This is a genomic window from Pullulanibacillus pueri (assembly GCF_014639255.1).
Classification (GTDB): domain Bacteria; phylum Bacillota; class Bacilli; order Bacillales; family Sporolactobacillaceae; genus Pullulanibacillus; species Pullulanibacillus pueri.
Genome location: NZ_BMFV01000003.1, coordinates 109,222 through 134,740, shown reverse-complemented (window position 1 = coordinate 134,740; position 25,519 = coordinate 109,222). Strand labels below are relative to the sequence as shown.

The 25,519-nt window shown below is 39.9% G+C and carries 17 protein-coding genes; 1 reads left to right on the top strand and 16 read right to left on the bottom strand.

Translation table 11 applies throughout. The features are described from left to right. Positions 1-120: 120 nt before the first annotated feature. The 6 genes from IEV91_RS03530 to sat all read right to left on the bottom strand — a co-directional run bounded on the left by IEV91_RS03530 (position 121) and on the right by sat (position 10,047). Positions 121-2,832, bottom strand: coding sequence for a glucosaminidase domain-containing protein (locus IEV91_RS03530; RefSeq protein ID WP_188496019.1), 2,712 nt, complete (start codon positions 2,830-2,832; stop codon positions 121-123). A 111-nt stretch (positions 2,833-2,943) separates the two neighbouring features. Continuing rightward, positions 2,944-5,430 carry an N-acetylmuramoyl-L-alanine amidase gene (locus IEV91_RS03525; protein WP_188496018.1) on the bottom strand — a complete coding sequence of 829 codons (2,487 nt, stop codon included), beginning with the start codon at positions 5,428-5,430 and terminating at the stop codon, positions 2,944-2,946. Between the two features lie 243 nt (positions 5,431-5,673). After that, the gene (gene cysQ / locus IEV91_RS03520) at positions 5,674-6,480 is read right to left on the bottom strand and encodes a 3'(2'),5'-bisphosphate nucleotidase CysQ (protein WP_188496017.1); all 807 of its coding nucleotides are present in this window, start codon (positions 6,478-6,480) and stop codon (positions 5,674-5,676) included. After that, complete coding sequence (gene cysC / locus IEV91_RS03515; protein WP_188496016.1) at positions 6,480-7,082, bottom strand: adenylyl-sulfate kinase; 603 nt, start codon at positions 7,080-7,082, stop codon at positions 6,480-6,482. Before cysC ends, cysQ begins: the two co-directional genes overlap by 1 nt. A gap of 5 nt (positions 7,083-7,087) precedes the next feature. After that, positions 7,088-8,866 carry an SLC13 family permease gene (locus IEV91_RS03510; RefSeq protein ID WP_188496015.1) on the bottom strand — a complete coding sequence of 593 codons (1,779 nt, stop codon included), beginning with the start codon at positions 8,864-8,866 and terminating at the stop codon, positions 7,088-7,090. 14 nt (positions 8,867-8,880) lie between these two features. Continuing rightward, positions 8,881-10,047, bottom strand: a complete 1,167-nt coding sequence (gene sat, locus IEV91_RS03505) for a sulfate adenylyltransferase (protein WP_188496014.1) — start codon at positions 10,045-10,047, stop codon at positions 8,881-8,883. A gap of 835 nt (positions 10,048-10,882) precedes the next feature. On the opposite strand from sat, the gene IEV91_RS03500 reads away from it, so the two are divergent. Further along, a complete protein-coding gene (locus IEV91_RS03500; RefSeq protein WP_188496013.1) occupies positions 10,883-11,302 on the top strand; it encodes a hypothetical protein in 420 nt (139 codons plus the stop codon). A gap of 901 nt (positions 11,303-12,203) precedes the next feature. Here the strand turns inward: IEV91_RS03500 and IEV91_RS03495 are convergent. The 10 genes from IEV91_RS03495 to IEV91_RS03450 all read right to left on the bottom strand — a co-directional run bounded on the left by IEV91_RS03495 (position 12,204) and on the right by IEV91_RS03450 (position 25,419). Beyond that, entirely contained in the window at positions 12,204-14,276 is a 2,073-nt protein-coding gene (locus IEV91_RS03495) for an S-layer homology domain-containing protein (protein WP_188496012.1), read from the bottom strand. A 473-nt stretch (positions 14,277-14,749) separates the two neighbouring features. Then, entirely contained in the window at positions 14,750-16,045 is a 1,296-nt protein-coding gene (locus IEV91_RS03490; protein WP_188496011.1) for a nucleotide sugar dehydrogenase, read from the bottom strand. 448 nt (positions 16,046-16,493) lie between these two features. Further along, on the bottom strand, positions 16,494-17,837 hold the full coding sequence (locus IEV91_RS03485) for a glycosyltransferase (RefSeq protein ID WP_229745383.1): 1,344 nt from the start codon (positions 17,835-17,837) through the stop codon (positions 16,494-16,496). Beyond that, positions 17,791-19,041, bottom strand: a complete 1,251-nt coding sequence (locus IEV91_RS03480; RefSeq protein WP_188496010.1) for a glycosyltransferase family 4 protein — start codon at positions 19,039-19,041, stop codon at positions 17,791-17,793. Before IEV91_RS03480 ends, IEV91_RS03485 begins: the two co-directional genes overlap by 47 nt. A 620-nt stretch (positions 19,042-19,661) precedes the next feature. After that, positions 19,662-20,402 carry a WecB/TagA/CpsF family glycosyltransferase gene (locus IEV91_RS03475; protein WP_188496009.1) on the bottom strand — a complete coding sequence of 247 codons (741 nt, stop codon included), beginning with the start codon at positions 20,400-20,402 and terminating at the stop codon, positions 19,662-19,664. Positions 20,403-20,513: 111 nt separating this feature from the next. After that, positions 20,514-21,809: a UDP-glucose dehydrogenase family protein gene (locus tag IEV91_RS03470; protein ID WP_188496008.1), complete on the bottom strand. Its 1,296-nt coding sequence runs from the start codon at positions 21,807-21,809 to the stop codon at positions 20,514-20,516. Positions 21,810-21,860: 51 nt separating this feature from the next. Further along, positions 21,861-22,334, bottom strand: a complete 474-nt coding sequence (pssE, locus tag IEV91_RS03465) for a PssE/Cps14G family polysaccharide biosynthesis glycosyltransferase (RefSeq protein ID WP_188496007.1) — start codon at positions 22,332-22,334, stop codon at positions 21,861-21,863. Further along, a complete protein-coding gene (pssD, locus tag IEV91_RS03460; RefSeq protein ID WP_188496006.1) occupies positions 22,331-22,807 on the bottom strand; it encodes a PssD/Cps14F family polysaccharide biosynthesis glycosyltransferase in 477 nt (158 codons plus the stop codon). The genes pssE and pssD overlap by 4 nt, the downstream gene beginning before the upstream one ends. Then, positions 22,797-23,915, bottom strand: a complete 1,119-nt coding sequence (locus tag IEV91_RS03455; protein ID WP_229745382.1) for a glycosyltransferase — start codon at positions 23,913-23,915, stop codon at positions 22,797-22,799. Before IEV91_RS03455 ends, pssD begins: the two co-directional genes overlap by 11 nt. A gap of 22 nt (positions 23,916-23,937) precedes the next feature. Continuing rightward, positions 23,938-25,419 carry an O-antigen ligase family protein gene (locus IEV91_RS03450; RefSeq protein WP_188496005.1) on the bottom strand — a complete coding sequence of 494 codons (1,482 nt, stop codon included), beginning with the start codon at positions 25,417-25,419 and terminating at the stop codon, positions 23,938-23,940. Positions 25,420-25,519: the final 100 nt, after the last annotated feature.

Below are 25,519 nucleotides of genomic sequence, written 5' to 3'. Positions count from 1 at the left end.
ATACAAATCTAATAATAACTTATCAATTATTTTAAGGGAAGTCCAATGAGTAAAGTAATTATCCCCTTAGAAAAGTGAAAATAGCTGTCGAATGAATCGACAGCTATTTTTGTAAGATAATTATTTATAAACTGGGACATCATAAACTAAAGTATAAGAATCAAGTGAGTCATAAAGATTACTTATATTATAAGTCTGTTTAACAGCCCAACCAATATCTGTAGCATATTGATGCCATATATTAGCCGTATCAGGATTCCATCTCATTTTATATAAAGTATCCTGACCAGCATGGATATAATTATCTGAAACAAATTGTGCTCCACCGATAATTGCATCCTCAGGAGTTATCCAGCCTCTATTAAAGGCTTCTCTTGCCCCTCCATGGATAACATCATCATTAACGGCTCCAATTCCGTACATGTTATAGACAATAGCATCATATTTTTTAGCATTTGATGGAAGAACGTCAACTTCTTTCTCACCATTATCAGCAAATACAACGTTGCCCTTTGAATCGAGCCTTATATTAACTTTAATACCATTAGCTAGTTCAGATTTACCATTTCCAGTTTCTAAGAAAGCATGCGAAATAAGATAAATCTCATTAACACTATACTTTTTACCAGCATCAATAAAGGATTGTGCTTTTCCCTCAAAAATACCATTACCCTTTAAAATATTTTCATTGACCTCAGAAACATTTAATCCAGCACTACTCGTGAGGTTTAAAAATTGCAAATACTCTGGTGTTCCTTTTGCAAAATTATTAGGATCAAGAAAATAGGCTACTTCATTCCTATAAGCACTTCTACTAGCTACTACACACTTGATCTCATACCAGTAATAGTTACCTACTTTGATTCTCTTCAAAATTTCAACTCTTGCTCCATTTTGAAGATATCCAAGGACATCAGCATCTGTATTTGTATCACTTCTCACACGCCAATCAGTACCTTTAATGGTTCCTGTAGAACCACTTATACTACCGAAAGCATCCTCACGAAGATAACCAATCATTAGGTCTGTGTCAGGGCTTCTAGTCATTTCTAAGTCAACCATATCATTGAAGGAAACACCGTAATTTGTTGATAACTGTTGCCCGACATCTGTTTTCTTAATATAACCGGTCACCGATTTTCCATTTAAAATAACAGTACATTCATACCATTCTGATGTAAAGGTTTTATACTTCAACGAGGCTCCTCGTTTATAGGACTTTAGTACCTTAGAACTAGTCGAAGCATAAGTATAAACATTCGTTGGACTTTTTATTCCAATGCCATGAAGTGTTTCTTGTTTTGATACACTGTTTTCCACATCATTTTTATTGATATAGCCTGTGGTCTTTTTACCATTGATATAAACGGTGCATTCATACCAACCCGATGTGAACGTTTGGTATTTTAAGACGCTTCCTTGTGGATAGCTCTTTAATGCACTTGAGCTTGTAGAGGCTTTGGAATAGACTTTAGTCGTACTCTTTCCAACACCATGTAACGTTTCTTGCTTGGTTACACTATTTTCCACTGCACTTTTTTGAATATAACCAGTCCGCTTTTTACCATTAATGTAGACGGTACATTCATACCAACCTGATGTGAACGTTTGATATTTTAAGACACTACCTTGTGCATAGCTCTTTAATACACTTGAACTTGTAGAGGCTTTGGAATAGATTTTGGTTGTACCTTTTCCAATTCCGTGCAAAGTCTCCTGCTTGGTTACGATGTTTTCTACATCACTTTTATTGATATAACCCGTAGTAGCTTTACCTTTTATAATAACGGTACATTCATACCAGCCTGATGTGAAGGTTTTATACTTTAGGACACTACCTTGTGCATAGGTTTTAAGTGTCTTAGAACTGGTTGAAGCTTTGGAATAAACCTTAGTAGAACTATCCAAGCCAATACCATGTACGGTTGTTTGTTTGGATACCTCATTTTCAACATCTGTTTTCTTAATATAACCGGTTTGATATTTGCCATTGATCTTAACAACACATTTATACCAATCCGAAGAATAAGTTTCATATTTTAAAACAGACCCTTGATCATAACTCTTCAAAACTTTTGAACCTGTAGTTTTCTCGTAAACATTGGTTTTGTCTTTTAAAGCAATACCATGAAGTGTAGCCTGTTTAACAGACATGGTTCTTGCCATCAATATTCTAGGTTGAACTGTGGTAGTTTTATCCTCAGCAACTGATTTATCTGAATCACTACTATTTTCAACCTTAGAATCCTTTGACTCCTCAGCACTCTTTTGATCGTCTGAAACGGAATCATCTTCTGCTTCCTTTTGATCGTTTTCAGTTGCTGCTTGATCAGAGTTTTTATCACTTTCAGTAGTTGTTTCATCTGATTGTTGACTTTGATCTTTATTTTCAGCTACAGTGTCTTGAGATTGCTGATCCTGAGCCTCATTACTATCTTCAGACTTATCCTGGTCTGTCCCTTGTTGATCACTGTTTTCAACATTTTGGTCATCCCTGCTTATAGAAGGCTCAACAAATGAATCGTTAGTTATGTAACCAACCCATGTTTTTCCTGTCTTCTCGTCAGTATAACTGACCTTGGAATAGTCTGAGTTTGTTTCTTCTATAGAAACTTTAGTTAATGAAGGAACTGAGACTAATATTTCACTTTCCGGTGTCTCTTCCTTCAAAATATCGACAGTGTCACTCCCTTCTTGTCCATAAACTATAGCTGTACCAGCGTCACTTTTACTGACAATCGTGTCATTTGAGTCCGCTTTAGCATAAAAAGGACTGATTGACAGCAATAAAACGATAGCTAAAAATACAGCTCCTAACTTCCCAAATTTCAACACAACCCCTCCTTAAGTTAATGAAAAAAGATGTAACAGGTTCACTAAATATATCGGATTAGTAGATTAAAATATTTAGTAAAACAACAAATTACTAATCAATTTTATCATTTAATAGATTTCATTAAAATAATTAATTAAAGCCGCAGTCAATGCCTTGGCGAAACTATTCCTTACTGAGCTTTCTTCAATACGATTTAATTCAGAGCTATTTGACATAAAACCAATTTCTATCAATGCTGCAGGTGAAGTATTTTTTCTTGTTACATACAAGTTGTCACTAATCACACCACGACTATTTCCCCCAAGAGCTGGCACAATCTCTTTTTGTATAGCCTGAGCTAACAATTTACTTTCCTTTGGATACTTATTAACGCCAGGATATTCAGGGTCATTTTTTGAACTATAATGTGTTTCAATGCCAGTTGTACTACTACTGGTGGACGAATTCGCATGAATTGAAATATAAACGTCTGCTGAATACTTCTTAGATATATCCACACGACATTGAAGTTCTTCGTGTCCCGTTGCTCCTGTCTGACAATTCTCATCCTTATTTCTAGTCATAATGACAGTTGCTCCCTTGGACTCAAGGGCATTTTTCACCGTCTTTGCATATGTAAGATTAATAACCTTTTCTTTTAGCCCATCAACTCCGGTTGTACCAGGATCAATCCCACCATGACCAGGATCCAAAACTATAACTCTATCACTTAAATCTTTCACAGGGTCAACTTTTGCATAGATATAGCCTGTCGTTGGTTTGCCGTTAATATAAACGGTACATTCATACCAATTTGATGTGAAAGTTTTATATTTTAAGACAGCGCCTTTTTGATAAGATTTTAAAACCTTTGAACTTGTAGAAGGTGCAATGTACACGTGTTTGACACTTGTTATCGGACTACCTTTTATAGTTGTTTGCTTTGTTACCGCATTTTCCACTGTGCTCGCTTTAATATAACCCGTGGTCGCTTTACCCTTTATATAAACTGTACATTCGTACCACCCAGATATAAAGGTTTTATATTTTAAAATGGAACCCTTGCTATAACTCTTTAAGCTTTTTGAGCCTGCTGAAGCCTCTGTATACACTTTTGTCGATTTTTCTAGAGCAACGCCTCTTAAATGAGTAGGATTTGCTGTAGGAACAGAGACATCTTTTACATTGATATACCCTGTCGTGGCTTTACCCTTTATGTAGACCGTGCATTCATACCAATTAGAAGTAAAAGTTTTATATTTTAATGTTGAGCCTTGAACATAACTTTTTAAGACCTTCGATCCTGTCGATGCTTTTGAATAGACCTTGGTTGGACTTTTTGTCCCAATCCCTTTTAAGGCCTTTTGATTTGTTGTTGGTGCTTCTACATCATTCTTATTGATATAGCCTGTCGTCGCCTTACCCTTTATGTAGACCGTGCATTCATACCAATCTGAGGTAAATGTCTTGTACTTTAATGTTGAGCCTTGGGCATAACTTTTTAAGACCTTCGATCCTGTCGAGGCTTTTGAGTAAACTTTAGTTGAGCTTTTTGTCCCAATCCCTTTTAGAGTTTTTTGACTTGTTGTTGGAACTTCTACATCATCCTTATTGATAAAGCCTGTCGTTGCCTTGCCATTTATATAGACTGTGCATTCATACCAATCTGAGGTAAACGTTTTGTACTTTAATGTTGAGCCTTGGGCATAACTTTTTAAGGCCTTCGATCCTGTCGAGGCTTTTGAGTAAACTTTGGTTGAGCTTTTCGTCCCAATCCCTTTTAAGGTCTTTTGATTTGCTGTTGGTACTTCTACATCATTTTTATTGATATAGCCTGTTGTCGCTTTACCCTTTATGTAGACTGTGCATTCATACCAATCTGAGGTAAATGTTTTAAATTTTAATAGAATTCCTTGTGCATAACTTTTAATGGTTTTTGAATCAGCAGATGATTCCGAATAAATATTTGTGGGATTCTTCAAGGCCACACCATGGAGAGTTTGAGCTGATAATAGCCCTTTCAACAATTCTTTTTTCGGAGAGGTCACTTGATTCTGAGGTTTGTCACTTATTACAACACTATCACTTTTTTTACTCTTGATTGTTTTTTCAGCAGTGTTTTTATTATCACTCACTGTTTGTTTTTCAGTACTTTTGGATTGTGAATCTGTTGAGGGCTCTTCTACTTCTTTTGCTTCAATATCTGCACTAGCATTACTTGGCTGCTTACTACTCTTCTGGGCTTCTTGTTCATTCTCCTTCGTTGCATCATCCGCCTGTTCTTGTTTCTCATCTTTAAGCAGGCTATTTGCAACGAAACCAACCCATTGTTCTCCTAATTCTTCATTAGAGTAACTGACCTGAGTATAATTAGAGCCTTGTTGTAAAACTAATACCTTTGTCTTAGAAGGAACAGATACTAGTACATCACTTTCTACAGATGCTTCTTTGTGAATATTTACCTTTCCGTTATCTTCAGCTGCTAATATTTTTACATTATTAACTGCATTTCTTGAATCTCCTAAAACATTGGTGCTTGCGCTTGCACTTAATGGAATATAGGAAAAACATAGCAAAAAAATGACACCTACAACTACTAATTTACCAAACTTCACAATTAAACTTCCCTTCGTAAAAAAATAGCAAACAGTTTACTAGTAACCCAAAATTACTAAGACTATTTTACCATAGTTTTACTTTTTTAGAAGCTAAAATTCTACTTTTTTTGATAAATTTCTCCAAATATCGACTAGGCCTGTTGCAGACACACAAAAAAAGAACTACCAAATAGTAGCTCCTTTGTAATTATAGCAAAAGTAATAAGATTATTTAATTTCCTTAAGAGCCTTAGCTAATTTCTAGTCCCGCTCCACCAAAAACCAAGGATTTCTCAAGTTTTCTTTATTATAAGTCAGTACGGCTTTACTGTCGGCCACAGTCACCGTTCCGCCAGCTGCTTCAACAATGGCCTGACCGGCCCCTGTATCCCATTCCATTGTGGGGGCATAACGAGGATAGGCATTGGCCTTTCCTTCAGCAACAAGACAGAGTTTGAGTGAGCTTCCAGCTGATAAGGTGATGACTTCTCCGTATTTTGTTTTGGCTTCAGCTATAAAGGCTGCGGTTGCTTCTGACATATGTGAACGGCTGGCAACAACCGTATAGGTTTCTGTCTTAGAACTTGGAAGCCTAATACCGAGCTCTTCTATTTTAATATCGCTATTCAATACTTCGTGACTATCTTCTATTTTATAGGTACCCCAGTGTTTTTTTCCTATATATAGGGTATCAAGGACAGGAGCATAGATCACCCCAATAACGGGTTCAGCGTTGACAACGAGCGCTATATTGACCGTAAACTCCCCATTCCGCTTTACAAATTCCTTCGTTCCATCAAGGGGATCTACTAACCAAAAGGTGTGCCATTGCTGCCTCTCCGCATAGGCAATATCCTGCCCCTCTTCACTAAGAATCGGAATCTCTGGGTAATGCTTGGTTAACGCATGGACAATTGTATCATGCGATTTTTGATCGGCCAGTGTCAGTGGGGAGTCATCTGATTTATGTGCAACCTGAAAATCTGTTTCATAAACCTTTAAGATTTCTTCTCCTGCTTTTAAGGCTGCTGCGATTAAATGCTGAATATTGATAGCATCAGCTTCCATTAGGAGATATACCCGTTTTTTTGAAGATAGTCAATGACTTGTTGCGCTGATTCTCCGATTGTCTGGCGATCATTTTCGACCACAAGCTCAGGTTTTTCAGGAGCTTCATAAGGAGCATCAATCCCTGTAAAATTCTTGATTTCACCTTTTCTAGCCTTGGCATACAAGCCTTTTGGATCGCGTTTTTCGCATTCCTCCAGATCACACTTCACATAAATCTCAATAAATTCTTTCTCCCCTAAAATATCCCTGACTAAATCTCTATCCTCTTGATAAGGGGAAATAAAAGCAGTGAGTGTGAAAAGTCCAGCATCGACAAATAACTTGGAAACTTCTCCAATCCGTCGAATATTCTCCTTTCGATCTTCTGGAGAAAAGCCCAGATTTTTATTTAAACCGTGCCGAATATTATCACCATCAAGGATATAGGTGCGGATGCCCATTTTGTGAAGCAATTTTTCAACCTCTACCGCAACTGTTGATTTACCTGCACCTGAAAGACCCGTAAACCAAAGGACGGCGCTTTTATGTCCATTAAGTGCTTGACGATCTTGTTTCGAAACTTGACCATCATGCCACACAATATTTGTTGCCTTTGTCATTTTCATCATCCTATCCATACAAATTTAACAATCGTCACTGTCAAAACCATAACCATTAAACTGAGTGGGAGTCCGACTTTTACATAATCCTTAAAATGATAACCCCCTGGTCCATAGACAATGAGATTCGTTTGATACCCTATGGGTGTTATAAAACTGGCTGAGGCAGCTACAGTAATAATGAGCGCAAACGCGATTTCATCAACGTGAACGGCATCGGCGACTGACATGGCTATGGGAAACATCATCACGGCAGCCGCATTATTCGTAATAAATTCTGTAAATAGATTGGTTAAGAAATAAACAATATACAAAAGGGCCAGTGTCCCTAAGGGTTGGCCGACTTTCACAAGCCCCGACGCAATCCATTCCGCCGCACCAGACTGCGTTATTGCTGCGCCGACGCCAAAAGCTGAGGCGATAATAAGAAGAACTTTAAACTGCAAGGCCTTTTGTGCCTCTTCAATAGTGATTGTTCTTGAAAGTAAAAGTAAGATGACTTCAAGGCACATCCCTTTAAACATGGATAAAAATCCACAGGTCACCAGTCCAATCGTGATGACAAGGGTCACCATCGTAAACCAGCCCTTTTTAATATTCGCCTTTGAGATAAAAGGATTGGCAATGGGAGTCACGACATAAAAGTCATTCATATTTTGTCTGATATTAAAATCTGAGCCTGTTAAAACTAATAATGTATCTCCAGGTTTTAAAATGATATTTCCAATCTTTCCTCGAATTCTTTCGTGATGACGATGAACAGCAATAACAGCGCCATCGTATTTCCCTCTAAAATTCACTGTTTTTACTGTTTTCCCAATTAATGAGGATTGGTGAGAGATGACCACCTCAACCACTTGATTCTCCGCATTAATCAGCTGTTCAATTGAAATATCAGAAGCAGGGTCGAGACGGAGTCCCTTTGTGTTTTGCAATTCGGCGATCGTCGAAACTTCCCCGGTAAAAATAAGGCGGTCGCCTTTTCGAATAAGGGTTGATGCCCTTACTGGTGAAATGACTTCAAATTCTCGGATAATTTCGATGAGAAAGAGTCCATTGAGTTGTCTTAAGCCTGCTTGTTCCACTGATTGATTTATAAATGGATAGTTTTCTTCAACGACCAATTCTGCAAGATAATCTTTACTGTTATCGGTACGATCAAATTCCCGTCCTTTTCGGTTAGGCAATAATTTATAACCCACTGTCACGAGATAAAGCAGACCAATAAGAGTGGCCGGAATGCCAATGATCGCGATTTGGAAAAAGGAAAATCCTTCATTATTATTTTTTAAAAGCATTCCATGAACAACAAGAGTTGTGGAGGTCCCCATGATCGTGATCATTCCACCTAATATTGTCGCATACGATAGCGGAATTAAAAATTTGGAGGCAGAGATCCCACGATCCTCACACCATTTCCGAATCACAGGCGTTAGCATGGCGACAATAGGTGTATTATTCAAAAATGCCGAAAGACCTGAAACAGGGACGAGCATCCGTAACAGAGCTAAAGTACCTCGTGACTTTTTACCTAAGACATTTACCATTATCCGATTAAATATGCCACTATTCTGAATGGCACTGGCGATAATAAAGAGAAGTGCCACTGTCAACATACCTTCATTGCTAAACCCCTGCAACCCTTCCTCTGGCGATACGATGCCTGTTAATAAGAAAATGGCAAGGGCAGTAAAAACAATGAGATCGGGTCGAGCCCATTCAAAAATCAGCCCGACCATCATTAACATAATTACACTAAGCACAAGCAGGATCTGCCAAGTCATGGGCGTTCCAACCTTTACTCTTGAACTTGCATACCCTTAATGAGGACTTCCGCAACCTCAGGGCGTGAAAATTCTGCTGGTGGCTTGATGCCTTGACGAAGCATTTCACGCACTTTGGTCCCACTTAAATGGACATGAAATTCTTTATCGTGTGGGCAGGTTTTTGCCGTCCCCATATTGCCGCACTTCTTGCAATAGAAGGCATGCTCAAACTTAAAGATACCAATACCTAATTCCTCTTCATATTGACTGATCAGTTCTTGAGCCTCGTAAGTGCCATAATAGTCACCGACACCGGCGTGATCACGACCCACAATGAAATGCGTGCATCCATAATTTTTACGCACAATGGCATGTAGGATCGCTTCCTTTGGCCCTGCATAACGCATTGCCGCGGGATAAATGACGAGGCGCGTCCGATCTTTTGGATAATAATTTTCTAAGATGACTTTATAGCTTTCCATACGGATTTCGGCTGAAATATCATCGCTCTTCGTTTCACCGACAAGTGGATTGAGCAATAGACCATCAACAGCCTCTAAAGCACATTTTTGAATGTATTCGTGGGCACGGTGAACAGGGTTGCGTGTTTGGAACCCCACAATCGTCTTCCAGCCTAAATCAGCGAACATCGCACGCGTCTCTTTTGGATCCATATACTGGTCGGCAAAGTCTCCATGGTCTGGACGATTGACGAGATGGATCGGCCCTGCGAGATAGACTTCTCCTTTTTCATAGACTTTTTTAACCCCTGGGTGGGCACTGTCTGTTGTTCCATAAACGTTCTGCGCTTCTAAGGCTTTATCGTATTCATACTTTTCTTCAAGATCGAGCACACCATAAGTAATGCCGTCTTCTCCTAGCAACAAAACACGATCCCCAATGTTTAATTGCTCAGCTTCTTCTCGAGTCACTGGTAGTGTAATCGGAATACTCCAAACGAGCCCATTTGCTAGTCGAGTTTTATTAACGACACTCAGATAATCTTCTTTTCCCATAAATCCCGTCAGTGGGCTGAATCCTCCGATACCAATGAGTTCAATATCTGAAACGGTCCATGGTGAAACTGTAATCGCCTGTAAGTCTTCCTTGTCAACATTCTTCCATTCTTCTTCAGAAAGCTCTCGGTTTACAAGTGGTCCTCCATGTGCTTGCAAGTTTGTTTGAGTTATAGATGTCAAAATGAATTCCTCCCTTTAAAACTTATTATAGATTCCCTTTAACTCAAGTCTTAAAACGTTAATAGAAAATACAGAACGTTATATCTATAGTTCAACACTATCAAAAAAAGAGTAATATTTAAAAGTTTATGTAAATCCTTTTACATTTTGATTCTTACTCTTAAACTCTTGTATTTTTATTAATGCTTTAGAGGACATGTTAACAGAGAAGTCTTAACTTATTATTAATTTTCTACATAGTATACCTTAATTCCTACTAATTTAATAGAAAAACTTAGTTTTTAATTATTCGTAAAGCCTTAAACCGCTTTTCATCTGCTAAAAGCGTGCTGACCTGAACACAAAATCATAAGCTACTCTTAGTTAAACTTAAGCACTTTAATGAATAAGATAACCTGCCTTATTTACTCTTCAGTGTATGTTCCTTGAAAACCTCACGTGTCGGCAAATCCACAATCTGGTCCTTTATACACATACGATAATCCTCCTTAACTTATGATAAAAATCTAAGCGTCTGGCTCCATTTCAGGAAAAGAAAATAATTCTTATGGCAAAGCGATTGAGGAACTTAAACATTTGCTAGTCAGTGACGAAGAAAAAATGTTTATTCAAAAACTGACCTTTCCGGAACAAAAAGCGGCCTCCGAAAATGCGGACAGGAACCACCATCTCCTAGTCACCCGAGTCCGAAAGCCGACCCCTTCGGACGGTTTGAACAAGCATCAGCTCAGTTGTGTCTAAAGACAAGCACACTTCGGACTCTCATAACCAACTCTCGCCGATTTGTGTCCGAAGAACAGCACACTTCAGACTCTCATAACCAACTCGCACCGATTTGTGTCCGAAGAACAGCACACTTATTAGAACACGAGCATCATCGAGGCGTCCTGATGACCATTTTTCTATAGAATCTGGAAAACGGGCATCAACAAAGCGCCCTGGTGACCGTTTTTCATTAGAATCTGGAAAACGGGCATCAGCAAGGCGTCCTGGTGACCGCTTTTCAAAAGTATCTGGAGAACGGGCATCAGCAAGGCGTCCTGGTGACTATTTTTCTATAGAATCTGGAAAACGAGCATCAGCGAGGCGCCCTGGTGACCATTTTTCTATAGAATCTGGAAAATGGGCATCAACAAAGCGCCCTGGTGACCGTTTTTCATTAGAATCTGGAAAACGGGCATCAGCAAGGCGTCCTGGTGACTATTTTTCTATAGAATCTGGAACACGGGCATCAGCGAGGCGCCCTGGTGACTAGTTTTCTATAGAATCTGGAAAATGGGCATCAAAAAAGTGGCTTGGTGACCGTTTTTCATTAGAATCTGGAAAACGGGCATCAGCAAGGCGTCCTGGTGACCGCTTTTCAAAAGTATCTGGAAAACGGGCATCAACAAAGCGCCCTGGTGACCGTTTTTCATTAGAATCTGGAAAACGAGCATCAGCGAGGCGCCCTGGTGACTATTTTTCTATAGAATCTGGAAAATGGGCATCAACAAAGTGCCCTGGTGACCGTTTTTCATTAGAATCTGGAAAACGAGCATCAGCGAGGCGCCCTGGTGACTATTTTTCTATAGAATCTGGAAAATGGGCATCAACAAAGTGGCTTTGTGACCGTTTTCAGAACAAGGAGAACAAATGGGGACTCAATAACTTAGATGTGGTGACACTAAGCACCTTGTCCGTAACCAATCACCTCAATTTATCTATGAACATTTCAGAGAACTGTTATCCACAAGTCGATTACTTTATTATCTCCTAAGAAAAAACGGGCAAAGCCCTGGTCCTTATTAAAGCAATGAAAAGAGTTTTTACCAAAAGCCAACATCAGCGCCTAGTTGATTGGAACGGAAGACGCGAGACTCCTGCGGGAACAGCACGCGTCCGAAGATCCACTTGGGAACCCCACTATATTATTCCCAAGTTAGCTGAGGCCGTGCCCGCGGAAAGCGAGCGATCTGGAGTGGAGATCAACGCCCTCTACTTTATCAACACCCCAAAAAATCATTTAATCAACAAAAAAGGACGTCCGTAAATCGTTCAACATATAAATTCTGATACTATAAAAAAACCTCTACATAAAATGCAAAACACACATTTCATGTAGAGGTTTTTGGTTAAGAAAAATCCCTATGCAATTTTAGCAACGGAACAAAATGGTTTTAGAGAAGCCCTTTTTTCTCAAGCACGCGGTAAACAAATACACTAAAGTTAACACGACTCATCGCTTGATTGACGCCAAATGTCGTTCTTGTTACACCGTTAGTAATGCCATTTGCATATAAAGTTTCAATGTAATCTTTGAAACTACTGCTTTTCGCATCGGCAAAAGGTGAACTATAACTACTTTTGTGCTGAAGATGATAAGCTTCACAAAGGACTTTGGCCATTTGTCCTCTGGTCAACGTTTGGTTAGCATTGAAATTCCCTTTATCATCACCACTAAATATCCCGGCCTTCTTCACCGCCGCAATGATATTGGCATTTTCTACGCTTGCTTTGACATCCTTAAAGCCTGTAGATTGTACAGCTGGCGTCGGCAAATTTAAGGCCTCAACAAAAATAAAAGCCGCTTGTAAACGCGTGAGAGCCTCTTTCGGCCCGAAGGTTCCATTGGCATGGCCTTTAATAATTCCTTTTTTTGCTAAGGCTGCCACTTCGTTATACCCTTGATCTCCTGACTTAAAGTCCGTAAAGAAACTGGTCTTTTCATTATTAACCGTCCCTTTATCAGCGCCTGAATCCACTGCCGAGTTATCGCCACTTGTCGATTCCTGCTCAGGGGTAGGGATAGGCGTAGTTACTGAATGATCAATCTGATCACTGAGATAACTTGAAGCGATATAACCTACTGTTCCATCAGCTGTTTTCACTGGGTAAAAAGTGAACTGATTCAAGGGATCATTAGGATTGACCGGTGCGCCTGTCACTGTGACCTGATCTCCACTATTTAGCGTCTTAAGCACCGGTGCCGTCACTTCATGGTCGGATCTTAAATTAACATTGGACGTAGTCACTTGTAGCTGTTGCCCTGTTTTGAATAAATATTTCGTATTAATGACACTATTAATAGTGTAGTTCATTTTATTATTAAAATACATTCTAGAACTTCCGCTCACATAATACACATTAAGATCTGATTTAGCGACTTCTGGAACATCAAGAAGTCCATAATTTTTCATATGAGCGTAAATGAGATCTTGATAAGGCGTGTAAGGCGAAAGATTAGGATCATTTACCTTCGAAAAGCCGTTGTAAGCCATGATCGCAAAATACCAGTTGACAATATTTTTCTTATCATTATCGTTAATGGTCGGCGTGAGATTTGCTTTTCCGCCATATCCCCATTTTTCATCTAGAATGTTTAAACCATAATCAACGTTAGCCTTCCAATCGTACTTCAATTGATTTTCTAATCCTGGCTGACTATCTAAAACAGATTGTGACAGTGTGATTTGCATCATGCCTAAACCACGTCCATCGAAACCAATGACAGGATCACCACTTGTTGTAAATTGGCGCCAGCCACTTTCTTGCCACGCAATAGCTTTCACGATCTCGGGCGGAATATTATGTTCAATCGCCTTCTGGGTTAAATAGTCACTGATCTCATTCCAGGAAGGATTTTGGTAAAAAGCTTTCGCTCGCATAAGCCGTGCAGGTTTTGCTGGATCCACTGCGGACTCTGTCGTAATATAAGAAAGCTTGTCTTGATCGAGCTGATACTCATCCGCTTGAATCGCCGTTGGTTCTGACCTTGGTTGATTATTTCCATAAACAGGATAAGTGACTTTAATTGTATCCCCTTCAACACTTACTGAGGCTTTGGGATAGAGCTTGTCCGAATGAAAAATTTCTTTAATTGACGTATCAGAAATCTGGAAAAGACGAAAATTAAGATAAGCACCTGAACCGTCCTCACGCTCTTCAACTAGAACGTACTCACTATTGCCGGCGGTCCACTCTTGAACGACTTCAACGCGTGCCAGGCTTAAGGTCTCCTCATCAACAGTTTTTCCTGATTGTGAAAATTGATAATTAGCCCCTTGCGACTGATTATTTATATGAAGACTAAAGCTATTTGAAAGATTGATAGTTTGCTCACCATCAGTTATTGTCTTTGTTGATACATCTGTCGTTTCTGCAAATCCTTTTTTGGAAAAGGCTGTGACCCATGTTCCCATGAGTAAGAGTGCACAAATCAAGATGGAAGAAGTCATTCGAAATGGCTTCAAAGCACCAACCTACTTTCTCAATATATATTTTTAAGGCTTAATTTTGGTTTGAAACGGAAAGAAGTGAAGAAGAAATAAATTAAAAACATTTGAAGGGAAAATAAAAAATGAGTTGAAATGGATTGGATACATTCTAGCGCCAGTCAATAGCCACTGAACACTTCATGTTTCTGTATATAAGATTAATAGGGAAGGGCGATATTTGCAATAGATTGTTAGATTTTACCGTACTGTATTTCTTACATAATCAGGGGTAAAATAGATTAGAAGTGATTTTTTTCCAAGATAGCAGAGAGGCATTTATGAGGACTTTAGGGACATCTAACCGATATGTGAGTTCTAAAAGCTGTTAAACGAAATCCTGTTGCGCTTCTGGTCACACCCAAAGCTTTTTACACATTTTTGACCCATATTAAGAGGGTCAGCATAATAAAGCATGCTAACCCTGTGAAATACTCAAAATGAGCATTGACTTAACTCTTAATGTATTGCGCTTCAGAAGGACTATTGGCTTCTTCATAAAGATTTCCAAAGTTGAAAACCTGCATGGTCTTCCAAGGTATCTCGGGAATACAATGACGGGTATCAAACAGGAGCGGGTTCTTCATCTTCATTGCCAGTTGATCATAGTTTAGGGACTTAAACTCATCATGGTCAGTGAGTAAAAGTAACATATGGGCCTCTTCGACGGTTTCCTCTAAAGGTTGTTCTTTATAAAAACCCTTATGCACATGAGGATCATAAATAATGACTTGAGCCCCTTGTCCTTTTAACTTCTCAATAATTTCTAATGCAGGACTTTCCCTGATGTCATCAATATTCGCCTTATACGTGATCCCTAGAACGACAATCTTCGGTCGATCAATCGTATGGAGCAATGCTTTGACCTGATCCACGACATATTCGGGCATAGAAACATTAATGTCGCGAGCCAATTGAATCATTTTAGCCGTTTCTGGTGCCTTGGCGACAATAAAGTACGGGTCAACTGCCAGACAATGCCCACCGACCCCTGGACCTGGTTGATGTACATTGACCCGTGGATGTTTATTAGCCATTTGAATCACGTCATAAACATTTATCCCTAGTTCATGACATAATTTTGCAAGTTCGTTAGCCAAGGCAATATTCACATCACGAAAAGTATTTTCAATCAGCTTGGACATTTCTGCAGTTTTAGCATTTGTCTTGATGATGTCACCTTTGACGAACTTTTTATATAAATACTCCGCTGCCTCCGCACATGCCGGCGTTACGCCGCCAACAATCCGATTATTGTGAACAAGCTCATGTAATATTTGGCCTGGTAATACACGCTCTGGGCAATGGACAAGAAAAATATCTTTACCTATGGTCCATCCCGCCTCCTCAATCAAGGGTTGAATAAAGTCTTCTGTACTTCTTGGAGCTATGGTCGATTCAATAATAATGGTGTTACCGCTTTGTAAATAAGGGAGGAGCTGCCTGGTCGCATGAAGCACAGCTGAAAGATCACAGGACTTGTACTCATCTTCACGATTAGGTGTAGGGACTGAGATAATAAAGGCATCCGCTTGTTCTGGAAATAAGGATGCTCGCAAGCGCCCGTTGCCTACAACCTCTTGAACCAGAGGGGCAAGCCCTGGTTCCTCAATAGGGACCTCCCCATTATTAAGTGTTTCTACGATAGTTGGCATAATATCTACTCCAACAACCTCCAGACCACTTTTCGCAAACATTGCTGCTGTCGGTAATCCAATATACCCTAATCCGATCATACAAATTTTCATAATACTCTCCTCCAAGCATTTGAATTCAGCAACCTTTTTCTTATTGAATCCATCGTAACAGCTGAAGGTAAACGTACTGTAAAAAGCAAGTTGACGGATAGTAAAGTCTCGGTGAAGGTTTGTTGAGCGCGTTAAGCTAAGAAAAATCGGGCAAAGCCCTGGTCCTTATTAAAACAATGAAAAGTTTTTTTACCAAAGGCTGCGTTAGTACCCAGTTGATCGGAACGGAAGGCGCTGGATTCGGAACACTTATACTCAGTGTATTCCTCAGCGTCGCTGACTCACGGATGTTTAAACTAGAGTCCTTCGGGAACGGGGCGAGCGTTACTTCACCAATAGACGCCCGAGTTGTTCCGAGGAAAGCAAGCGTTCTAGTGCGGAGAGCCACACCATCCTGAAGACTAGAATTTTATACTTGCTTCTAAAAAACACACCGCTTTGCCCAGCTCTAACTTTGCGCCACGGTGTATTTATGACTATATTCGATGTGTTCATATATGGATAAAAAATTCAAACGCTCATGTCTCCAATTGTATTTATCTCTTGCTTTAAAACAATTCCTTCGCATCTCTTGGTGTACTTCCTGATTTTTGATGAGATAATTGGCGCCTTCTGCTATCGAATCCGGATCATGGGAATCAACACAAATGCCAATGTTTTCTTTTTCTACAACCTTCTTTATCTCAGGAAAACTGCATGCAATGACCGGGACGCCACTCATCATATATTCGAAAAGCTTATTAGAAGAGGCTGAGTAATGGTTAAAACAGACATTATTAAGGACCTGAAACCCAAGATAGGCGTTTCTTGTATAATCAAGCAATTCATCCAGAGGAACTTTCGGTAGGAAATGAACACGATCCTGTACATTCATCTCATCGACCATCTGGACCAGCGTCTCTTTTATTCTGCCATCGCCTATAAAAACAACCTTCCCTTTTCGAATCTTAGGGATTGCTTGCACAATTTGCTCTAATCCTCTCCCAGTTTGAATCCCTCCTTGATATAACAGGATCGGTTCATCATCATCAATGTTCAACATTTGTTTTAAGTTAATCTTATGATTTTCTTCAGGTTGAGTCGGAATAGGATAGTTATGAACGACAGCCGGATAAAATCCGTAACGCTCCTCGATATACTTTGCTCTCGTGTGATTTTCCATAATCATGACATCAACAAAATAGAGATAAAACTTTTCTAAAATGCCATATATTTTACTGTTATAGCCCGTGCGACTCGTTTGCACTTCATGGGAGTCATAAATTAATGGCTTTCTTCTTAGGCGAAGGAGCTTCGCACAAAGCCAGCCCTGGGGAAGCGTATTGAGATCATTCGAATGATAGATATCATATTTCTTTTTCAAGCCGTATTTCACCATTTGTAGAAAAATCAATAATCTTACCATATATTTGGGGAGTTTCGTTAATGTTAGGTTAGCCATAGCAATGAACAGGGCTAAAGGTACTAGCAAAAAATAAGGAGAGAGTGTGAATAAAACCAAACATATGATCAAGCCACTTAAAAGGGTTAATATAATATGGTTTTTAAATATAGTCTTGCATTTATTGAGGAAGTGACGACTTTTTGTAATCAGAGGAAAGTGATTTTTAACTCGGATAACTGAAAATAACTCATTTCTTTTTTCATAGTGTTGTAGACTTGGGTTCTTTCGATCATGAATGGCAATTAAATCCACTTCATATCCCTCTTCAGCAAGGGCCGTACATTCTCTCAAAACTCTAGCGTCATTTGTAAAGTGATTCCAAACAAACATGCAAACCCTCTTCTTCATTGAAGGCCTCCAAAATAGTCAATAATACTTGTATATTTGTATTCCATCTTAATTTCCTATAAGCATAGCGATAGCCATTATCGCCATACATTTTTCTTAGGTTAGGATTTTCGACAAGCCTCGTGATCGCCTTACACAAGGCCTCAAGATCTCTGTCCTCAGCAACTAGACCACATTTAGCTTCTCGAATGACGAAACTGCTGTAGCCCGCAACATCACCAACGATTGGTTTTCTCATAGCCATATAGTCCATGATTTTTCCAGGTAGCACCGTATTAAATACCTCTTTATCTTGCAAGGTGACATAGGCTATATCTGCACCATGAATGGCCGTTAAGGTTTCTTCACGGGTCTTAGGATGAAGGAGTTCAATATTATCTAATTGGCAAGCTTTAATCGTTTTAGCAATGACTGCTTTCTTATAGCCGTAACCGATAATTTTAAATCGAATGTCCTTGCGATCCGCAAAGTGCTCAGCCATTTTGACAAGTTTTTCGACATCCTGAGCGAGTCCGAGATTTCCAGTATAGATTACAGTTAATGGCCCCTCTTTCTTAACAGGAGTCTCTGCCTTTAAAAGTTCGTCCTCGGTTAATGAGTTGGGCATAAAACTAATCTTCTCTTCCGCTATCCCTTTTGCCAAAATATAAGACTTGAAAGAAGGGCTATTCACGATGATCCTGTCAGCAGATCGATACAATTTCTTTTCAAATAGATAGGCTAATTTTAAAATTGGCTTATGATTCATGATCCCAACCCCCTTTAGAGTCTCCGGCCAAAGATCCCTTACATCTAAAATCAATGGTGTTTTATATTTCCACTTTGCAATTAGCCCTACCACACCTATAAAAATCGGAGGCGAGGTCACCAACACGTAATCAAAGGAGCGTCTCAAATGGAAAATGACCATCGTCAACCTGAGCATAATTTCTAAATAATGAAGTAATCGATTGAGCATATTACTCGTATACTTTCTCATTTTAGGATGGACTCTTATCACTTCTTGCCCGCTTTCGCTTTCTTCATGCGACCAAAAGCTCGAATCTTCTTCGTATAATTGACGATTAGGGTAACACGGCTCAGTGGTCAAAACCGTCACATTCACTTGATTTTTCTTGAGTAAGCGGTGAATATTTTTCATTCTGTTCGCTGCACTACCAATTTCAGGATAGTAATTTTGTGAAATCATTAATAACTCCTTCATCCTCCTGCCATCCCTCCCTTGTGAATTCGTGTTCATCAATAGCATAAAATACATTTATTAATGGGTTATAAAGTAAAAGTAAAGGTATGATTAAGGAATTGACGAACAATGGGGAATCATTACGTGCAATGACACTCTCTTCTAAGAAGTGACCGCCAACGATACTAAAGGAGGGATGAATTGATAAAAAAACTTGACCTCCGCTAAGTCCCATCAGAGAAGACAAATTTTGCTACCGATCTCTTTATTGCTTCGACGGCTTATACTTTCTTTTCTTTTAAAAAAACCCGGCAAGAGCGCCCGGTTCCCGTCTAGATAATGAAAAAGTTTTTTACCAAAAGGCAGCCCGAAGCGTTTTTTCGTTCTCCTTTTGGCAGTGGGAGCATTGATTGAGACGCCAGCCTTTCCTTTTGTTTTGATAGTAGCCAGTTTCTCTTGAGCGGCGCGCCACTCGTTTTGGAAGCTCGAGCGCTTTTTCGTGCGCCACAGCACTCCTTTCGAAAGCTGGCAGATCCCATTTGACGAACACCACTTCTTGAAAGCAGCCACCCCCTTTGTCAGAGCACCAATCGACGCCTTTCCGCATATAAAAAAACCTACCCCATAGTCACTGAGATAGGTTAATTTTCACGTTTTAGACGAGCTTTGATTGCTTTGAGAAGATAAAGTGGGAGGACGGTCATCCGTCGCCAACGCGAGGGCTGCTTAATCAAACGATAGAGCCACTCTAAATTGAGTTTTTGCCATATTTCTGGAGCCCTTTTGACGAGGCCAGCAAGGACATCGAAACTGCCACCAACGCCCATAAACACGCCTTTTTCCATAACGTGGCGATTGTTTTGAATCCACATTTCCTGTTGCGGAAACCCTAATCCGACAAGGACAATATCCGGTGACTTTGATCGTATTTCTTCAATAATAGACGTATCATTAAAATCTATATAACCATGGTGGTAGCCAGCGATTTTTAGCTTTGGGAATTGAATCGCAGCCTGCTTCACGGCTTTGACGATGACTTCTTCCTTGGCTCCCAAAAAATAAACGGAATAGTTCTTTTCTGTAGCCAACTCAAGAAGATGCATCATGAGATCAAATCCCGGCAGACGACTTTCTATGGGCTTCTTAAGGATTTTCGAAGCCATCACGACCCCTATACCATCAGGAATAATATAGTCAGCATGCTTTAGCACTTGGGCATAGTTCGGGTCTTTATAGGTGTACATCATAATTTCAGGATTCGCGGTCACAACGAAGGTTTGCTGGCCGCTTATCAGGCGCCTATTCAATTCTTGAACAAAGGCTTCCATAGGACTACTAATAAACTTGGTCCCCAGTAATTCTACAGTTTTCAAAATATCCATCCTGTCTTGTACTGTGAATGTTTGAGCAACATGTTTGCTTAAAGTTTTAGCTTTATTTCTTCATATTACTCTCTAGTTTATTGAAAATCTAGTAGAATTACTAGTTAAATTTTACCTTACACCAATCCCATGGTAGATAAAGCCATTATTTTTCAATTCAACGGGGTCAAGGGCATTTCGACCATCGATGACTACTGGGGTTCGCATCTTATGTTTCAAAGATTCATAGGGGAGATGGATAAACTCAGGCCATTCCGTCATCAAAACGACAGCGTCGACGTGGTCAAAAACTGAGGTAACCTCCTCCATAATTTCCACTTTATCTGGAAGACGGGCCTTATGTCCAACGACAGGATCATAGACAACAACAGTGGCCGCTTGTTTAACCAACTCATGAATGATAAATAAGGACGGGGACTCTCTAAAGTCATCCGTATTTGGTTTAAAGGCTAAGCCCAAAATACCGATTTTTTTACCTGCCAGTTCATGATCGAAGACATTGTGTAAATGCGAGATCACACGGTACTTTTGTTTAGTATTTACTTGTTGGACTGCCTTGAGGAGGGTCGCATCATAGTCTACTTGGTCGGCCATATTAATGAGTGCTTTAATGTCCTTCGGGAAACAGGACCCCCCATAGCCTAAACCAGCATTTAAAAAGTGAGGACTAATTCTTTTATCCAGCCCCATCGCTGCGGCCACCTCTTTTATGTCTGCCCCATAGGCATCACACAGATTGGCGATTTCATTGATAAAAGAGATCTTAGTGGCTAAGAAACAGTTCGATGCATATTTTATCATTTCTGCACTCCGAATATCTGTTACAAAAAGTTGATTAGAAAATGGACGATGAAGCTCCACTAAACGCTTTTGGGCTTTTTCTGAATCCGTGCCTATGACAATACGGTCTGGATGCAAGGTGTCATGAACCGCTGAACCTTCTTTTAAAAATTCTGGGACTGAGCAGACATCAAAGGCCGCCGTGGGGATATTACGGGCGATCCGTTTCCGAACTTCATAGGCAGTTCCAATGGGGACGGTGGATTTATCGACAATTACTCTATAGCGCGTATCATCTAAAACCTCGCTTAATTCGTCTGCGACATGATAAACATACTCTAAATTAGCCTCTCCATTGGTCATTTCTGGTGTCCCTACGGCAATAAAAATAAAGTCCGCCTCACCTACAGCATCCTTTAGAGAAGTCGTAAATTCTAAGTGTCCATTGGCTGTGTTTCTATCGATCAGTGATTTTAGTCCTTTTTCATATATTGGGATGATGCCATTTTTCAGGTCTTTGATCTTTGACTGGTTATTATCGACACAGTAGACGTGGTGACCTTTATCGGCAAAACAAGAGCCGGAAACAAGACCAACATAGCCCGTTCCGACAATGACAATATTCATATTCACTTCACCCCTTTATAATGAAAGTCCTGACATTCCTCCTTATTATCTTTATGATATAAACCGGCGAATAATTTCCAAGATTTTATCTCGACCCGCAACAAACGGTTCGGGGGTAAAGCGATAAGCTTCTTCAATCACGCTCGCTAAAGGGGCTTCCTCTCGCCATTCTAATAAATAATTGGCTTTCACAAATTCACTAATAATTTCTTTCTGATGATCATCATTATGCTCACCATACTTTTTCAAACGAGCTGCCGCAATCATTTTTTTACCCTTTTTTAATCCAGATACAATGGATCCTGTACCTCCATGGGTTATGATGATATCTGCTTGGTCATAAAACTCGTCCATTTTATCGTAGCTCAAAAAATCATATTGGGTCATATAATCGGATTGGAAGGATGTATGCCCACATTGGACAATGACTTCATCCTTAATATCACCCTTCCTTAGGCTCGTTTCGACTGCTTCCAATAACCGCGTAAAGGGCAGCTCGTGCGTACCTAAAACAACAAGAATCAATAGATAGACCCCCCATAAATAGCATCAGGATAAAATTCGAGCATGCTCTCCCACTGCACTATAAATAGATCAGCAATCGGATAAACAATTTTACCTGAAAGTGTCTGACTTTTGGATTTTGCAAAGCTTTCAATAAAAACGACTTTCCGCTTAAAAAGCTTGGCAATATAACACATCGGCACAGAGGTGTGCGCCCCTGTTGTGACAATGACTTCTGGCTTTATTTTCAGAAATAAGGCTAAGGACTTTAAGATATTGTACGTAAATTTATAAAGATATCTTAGCGGGTAATTCCGCGCCCCATAAACCAAATAGGACATATTATATTGGTCTTTCATTTTCAAGGTAATTTCGGATTTTTCTGTTACAATATGATAGTCATATTCCTCAAATAACGGACTCAGCTGCAACAATTGGGTGAGATGCCCCCCAATTGAAGAGATAAACATCACCTTTTTTCTCTCAGTCGTCATGATTCATCGTCTCGCTTCTTGTTTGTTTATAAAGGTTAATTAAGGAATCAATCAATTTATGTTCCGAGTAACATTCTGCGAGCTTAAGGCCGTTTTTTACCAGGTTGGTATAAACCTCACTGTCATTCAATACATGAGCCATCGCTTCGGCTAAAGCTTCACTATTCTTCGGAGGAACTAAAAGGCCGTTTTCCTCACCGATAAGATATTTTAATCCACCAACGGCCGTAGCCACGACCGGTGTGCCACAGCTCATCGCTTCAAGAGCGACTAAACCAAAGCCCTCCATATAAGAGGGGAGGACAAACAGATCACAGGCTGACATCCAGCAGGCTAGCTGCGCTTGTGATTGAACAGGGTAAAAGTGAATACGATCAGATCCCATTTGGCTAGCTTGTACCGCCAACTCTTCATAAAATACCGGCTCTTTATGATGGCCGATTAAATGAAGCTCTAGTTCACGATCAGAGGCCGATAGGATTTGGAAGGCCGAAAAAAGCTCGCGAAGTCCTTTATCCTTGATGATATTCCCTACAAACAGTATGTGCTTTTTACTCGGATTTAAACCTAACCGACGCACGGCGAGTTTCTGATCGATGGGATAAAATAATTCTCGGTTGACGCCCATATTTAAGACGGAAACCTTGCACGGCTCTATTGAAAAGTCTCGAACAATGTCCTCCTTTAATTGCTCACCAACAGCGATAATGTGATCGGCATGTTCAAGGACTTTTCGTGTATAGGTAAAAAGGCGTTGACTTTTCCGTGCCATACGATCAATATCTCCCCCATGGGCGGTCACAATGAGCTTTGCCTTGAACAGTTTTTTATACCATAAACCCACCATACCTGTAGGAAAAATATAGTGGGCATGAATGATGTGATATGAGGTCCCAGCCTTTAGCATGCGCATGATGTTTTTTAATAACCATTTGCTGTATTTTGGTAAAGCGAAGCGTAGTCCCATGCGCGCATCGTCAATGGCGATCACATCAACATCAAGGTTTCTCTTCTTCAAGGCTTCGACTTGATTTTTGACAAAAATACCAAAGCTTAAAGCTTTTACACTTGGATACATATTGCTTAATACAAGGATCTTCACACGCATCAAAACACTTTCTTTAATGGATTCATTCATGACTCCGTTCGTCAGCTTGATCTTTTAATGGCAGAACGACCGCAAGAAAGGGAAAATAGAATAAACCAACAACGTTATTCTCCCAGACATTGTAATAACACCCTGTGACATAGAGTCCAATCAAAAAAACACCTAAAGGTAATGCTAAATTCGAGGTCTTCCGTCGATCCCATATCGCCTTTAACATTCCGAGCAAAAAGACAGCAATAATAAGAACACCTACTACACCCGTTTGTGCCATGACTTGAATATACTGATTGTCCGAGTAAATATGGGTATCCTTTGCAATACCATAGTCCGTGTAGATAGGCGAAGGATAACTTAATGTTGCCGAATCGCCAAAGGTATCAAATCCTGTTCCTAAAATCGGGTGATCTCGAAAGATTTCTAGCCCCTTTTTGACATAAAAAATCCGTCCTGTCCGAGAATCCTGCTCGATATTATCCTTGCCAAAGGTCCCCGATAATCGCTTCGTTGCTGTCGTGCCTTCTTGGTCATATTTCTCCATGATTCTATGCTGGGTCTCTCCTAGATACGTATCGTCTAAAACCCCTGAGAGTAAAATAATGGGCAAGGCGACAATAAGGATACCAAGAGCAAGGTACAGTGCTGTTTGCGCTATATGGCGCCAATGTCTTGACAAAACCAAATACAGTAAGGAACAAAACACAAGACCAATAAAAACACCTCTTGAGAAAGTAAGAATCATCGTCCCTAAGAGGATGACTGAACCGATATGCAAAGTAACCTTAAGCGCTCCTTTATAAAAGCCTCTAAGGTAGAAAGAAAAGAAATAGCTTAAGACTAGAAAAAGAGCTAATGTATTCGGATTATCAATTAACCCATAGATGCGGATGCGATTGGTTGGTGATAGTGGTCGCATGACCCAATCTAGCGGCAATAGCCAAGACCTTATCGACAATTTTTCCACCCAACCATGAAGGGATAATAGGATGGCCACCCAAAAGACAATCCAAATCAAACGTTTAATATCTTCCTGTGTGATGTCAAGGCGCCTGATGATATAAAATAATAAGAAGAAAAGAAGAAGTGCACGTGATTCAAAGATCACGGCGGTTAGCGGAACACCTGTGAGAAGTCCGGAAAGTGATCCAATAATACAATAGAGCCAGAAGGCCCATTCAAACCACTTCAGGCGGAAAATACTGCTCAGATTATGGCGGGCATCGTAAAGGACCCTAAGAAGTGCAAACAAAATAATGCCATCAGCAACAGCTTTTAAAGTGCCTTCTATTTCAATTAAAAAAGGTCTTATGGGAACATAAATCGCAAGCACCATCAAACCCTTTTTAGGACGAAAAAAGCTATAAATTGCGATAATGATCGTTAGACCATAACAAATCAAAGCATTATGCGTTAATCCCCCAAGTATTATTAATAAAAGGGCAATGAGGAGCTCACCGTACTCCGAGCCGAACTGCTTCATATCGACACCAACTTTTCTCACCAACATCATTTCTCTCCCATGTTGTATATCCAATTTCTATTGACTTACTAGATATGTAGCCTCATCCAAGCACAGATACTCTGATGACTCTCACCAACAGATGAAG

Coding starts and splice junctions, on each gene's coding strand:
- cysQ (WP_188496017.1), bottom strand. CDS start 6,480: ATGGAAGCTGATGCTATCAATATTCAGCATTTAATCGCAGCAGCCTTA.
- cysC (WP_188496016.1), bottom strand. CDS start 7,082: ATGACAAAGGCAACAAATATTGTGTGGCATGATGGTCAAGTTTCGAAA.
- IEV91_RS03510 (WP_188496015.1), bottom strand. CDS start 8,866: ATGACTTGGCAGATCCTGCTTGTGCTTAGTGTAATTATGTTAATGATG.
- IEV91_RS03490 (WP_188496011.1), bottom strand. CDS start 16,045: ATGAAAATTTGTATGATCGGATTAGGGTATATTGGATTACCGACAGCA.
- IEV91_RS03485 (WP_229745383.1), bottom strand. CDS start 17,837: ATGAAGAAGAGGGTTTGCATGTTTGTTTGGAATCACTTTACAAATGAC.
- IEV91_RS03480 (WP_188496010.1), bottom strand. CDS start 19,041: ATGAAGGAGTTATTAATGATTTCACAAAATTACTATCCTGAAATTGGT.
- IEV91_RS03475 (WP_188496009.1), bottom strand. CDS start 20,402: ATGGATATTTTGAAAACTGTAGAATTACTGGGGACCAAGTTTATTAGT.
- IEV91_RS03470 (WP_188496008.1), bottom strand. CDS start 21,809: ATGAATATTGTCATTGTCGGAACGGGCTATGTTGGTCTTGTTTCCGGC.
- pssD (WP_188496006.1), bottom strand. CDS start 22,807: ATGACGACTGAGAGAAAAAAGGTGATGTTTATCTCTTCAATTGGGGGG.
- IEV91_RS03455 (WP_229745382.1), bottom strand. CDS start 23,915: ATGCGTGTGAAGATCCTTGTATTAAGCAATATGTATCCAAGTGTAAAA.
- IEV91_RS03450 (WP_188496005.1), bottom strand. CDS start 25,419: ATGTTGGTGAGAAAAGTTGGTGTCGATATGAAGCAGTTCGGCTCGGAG.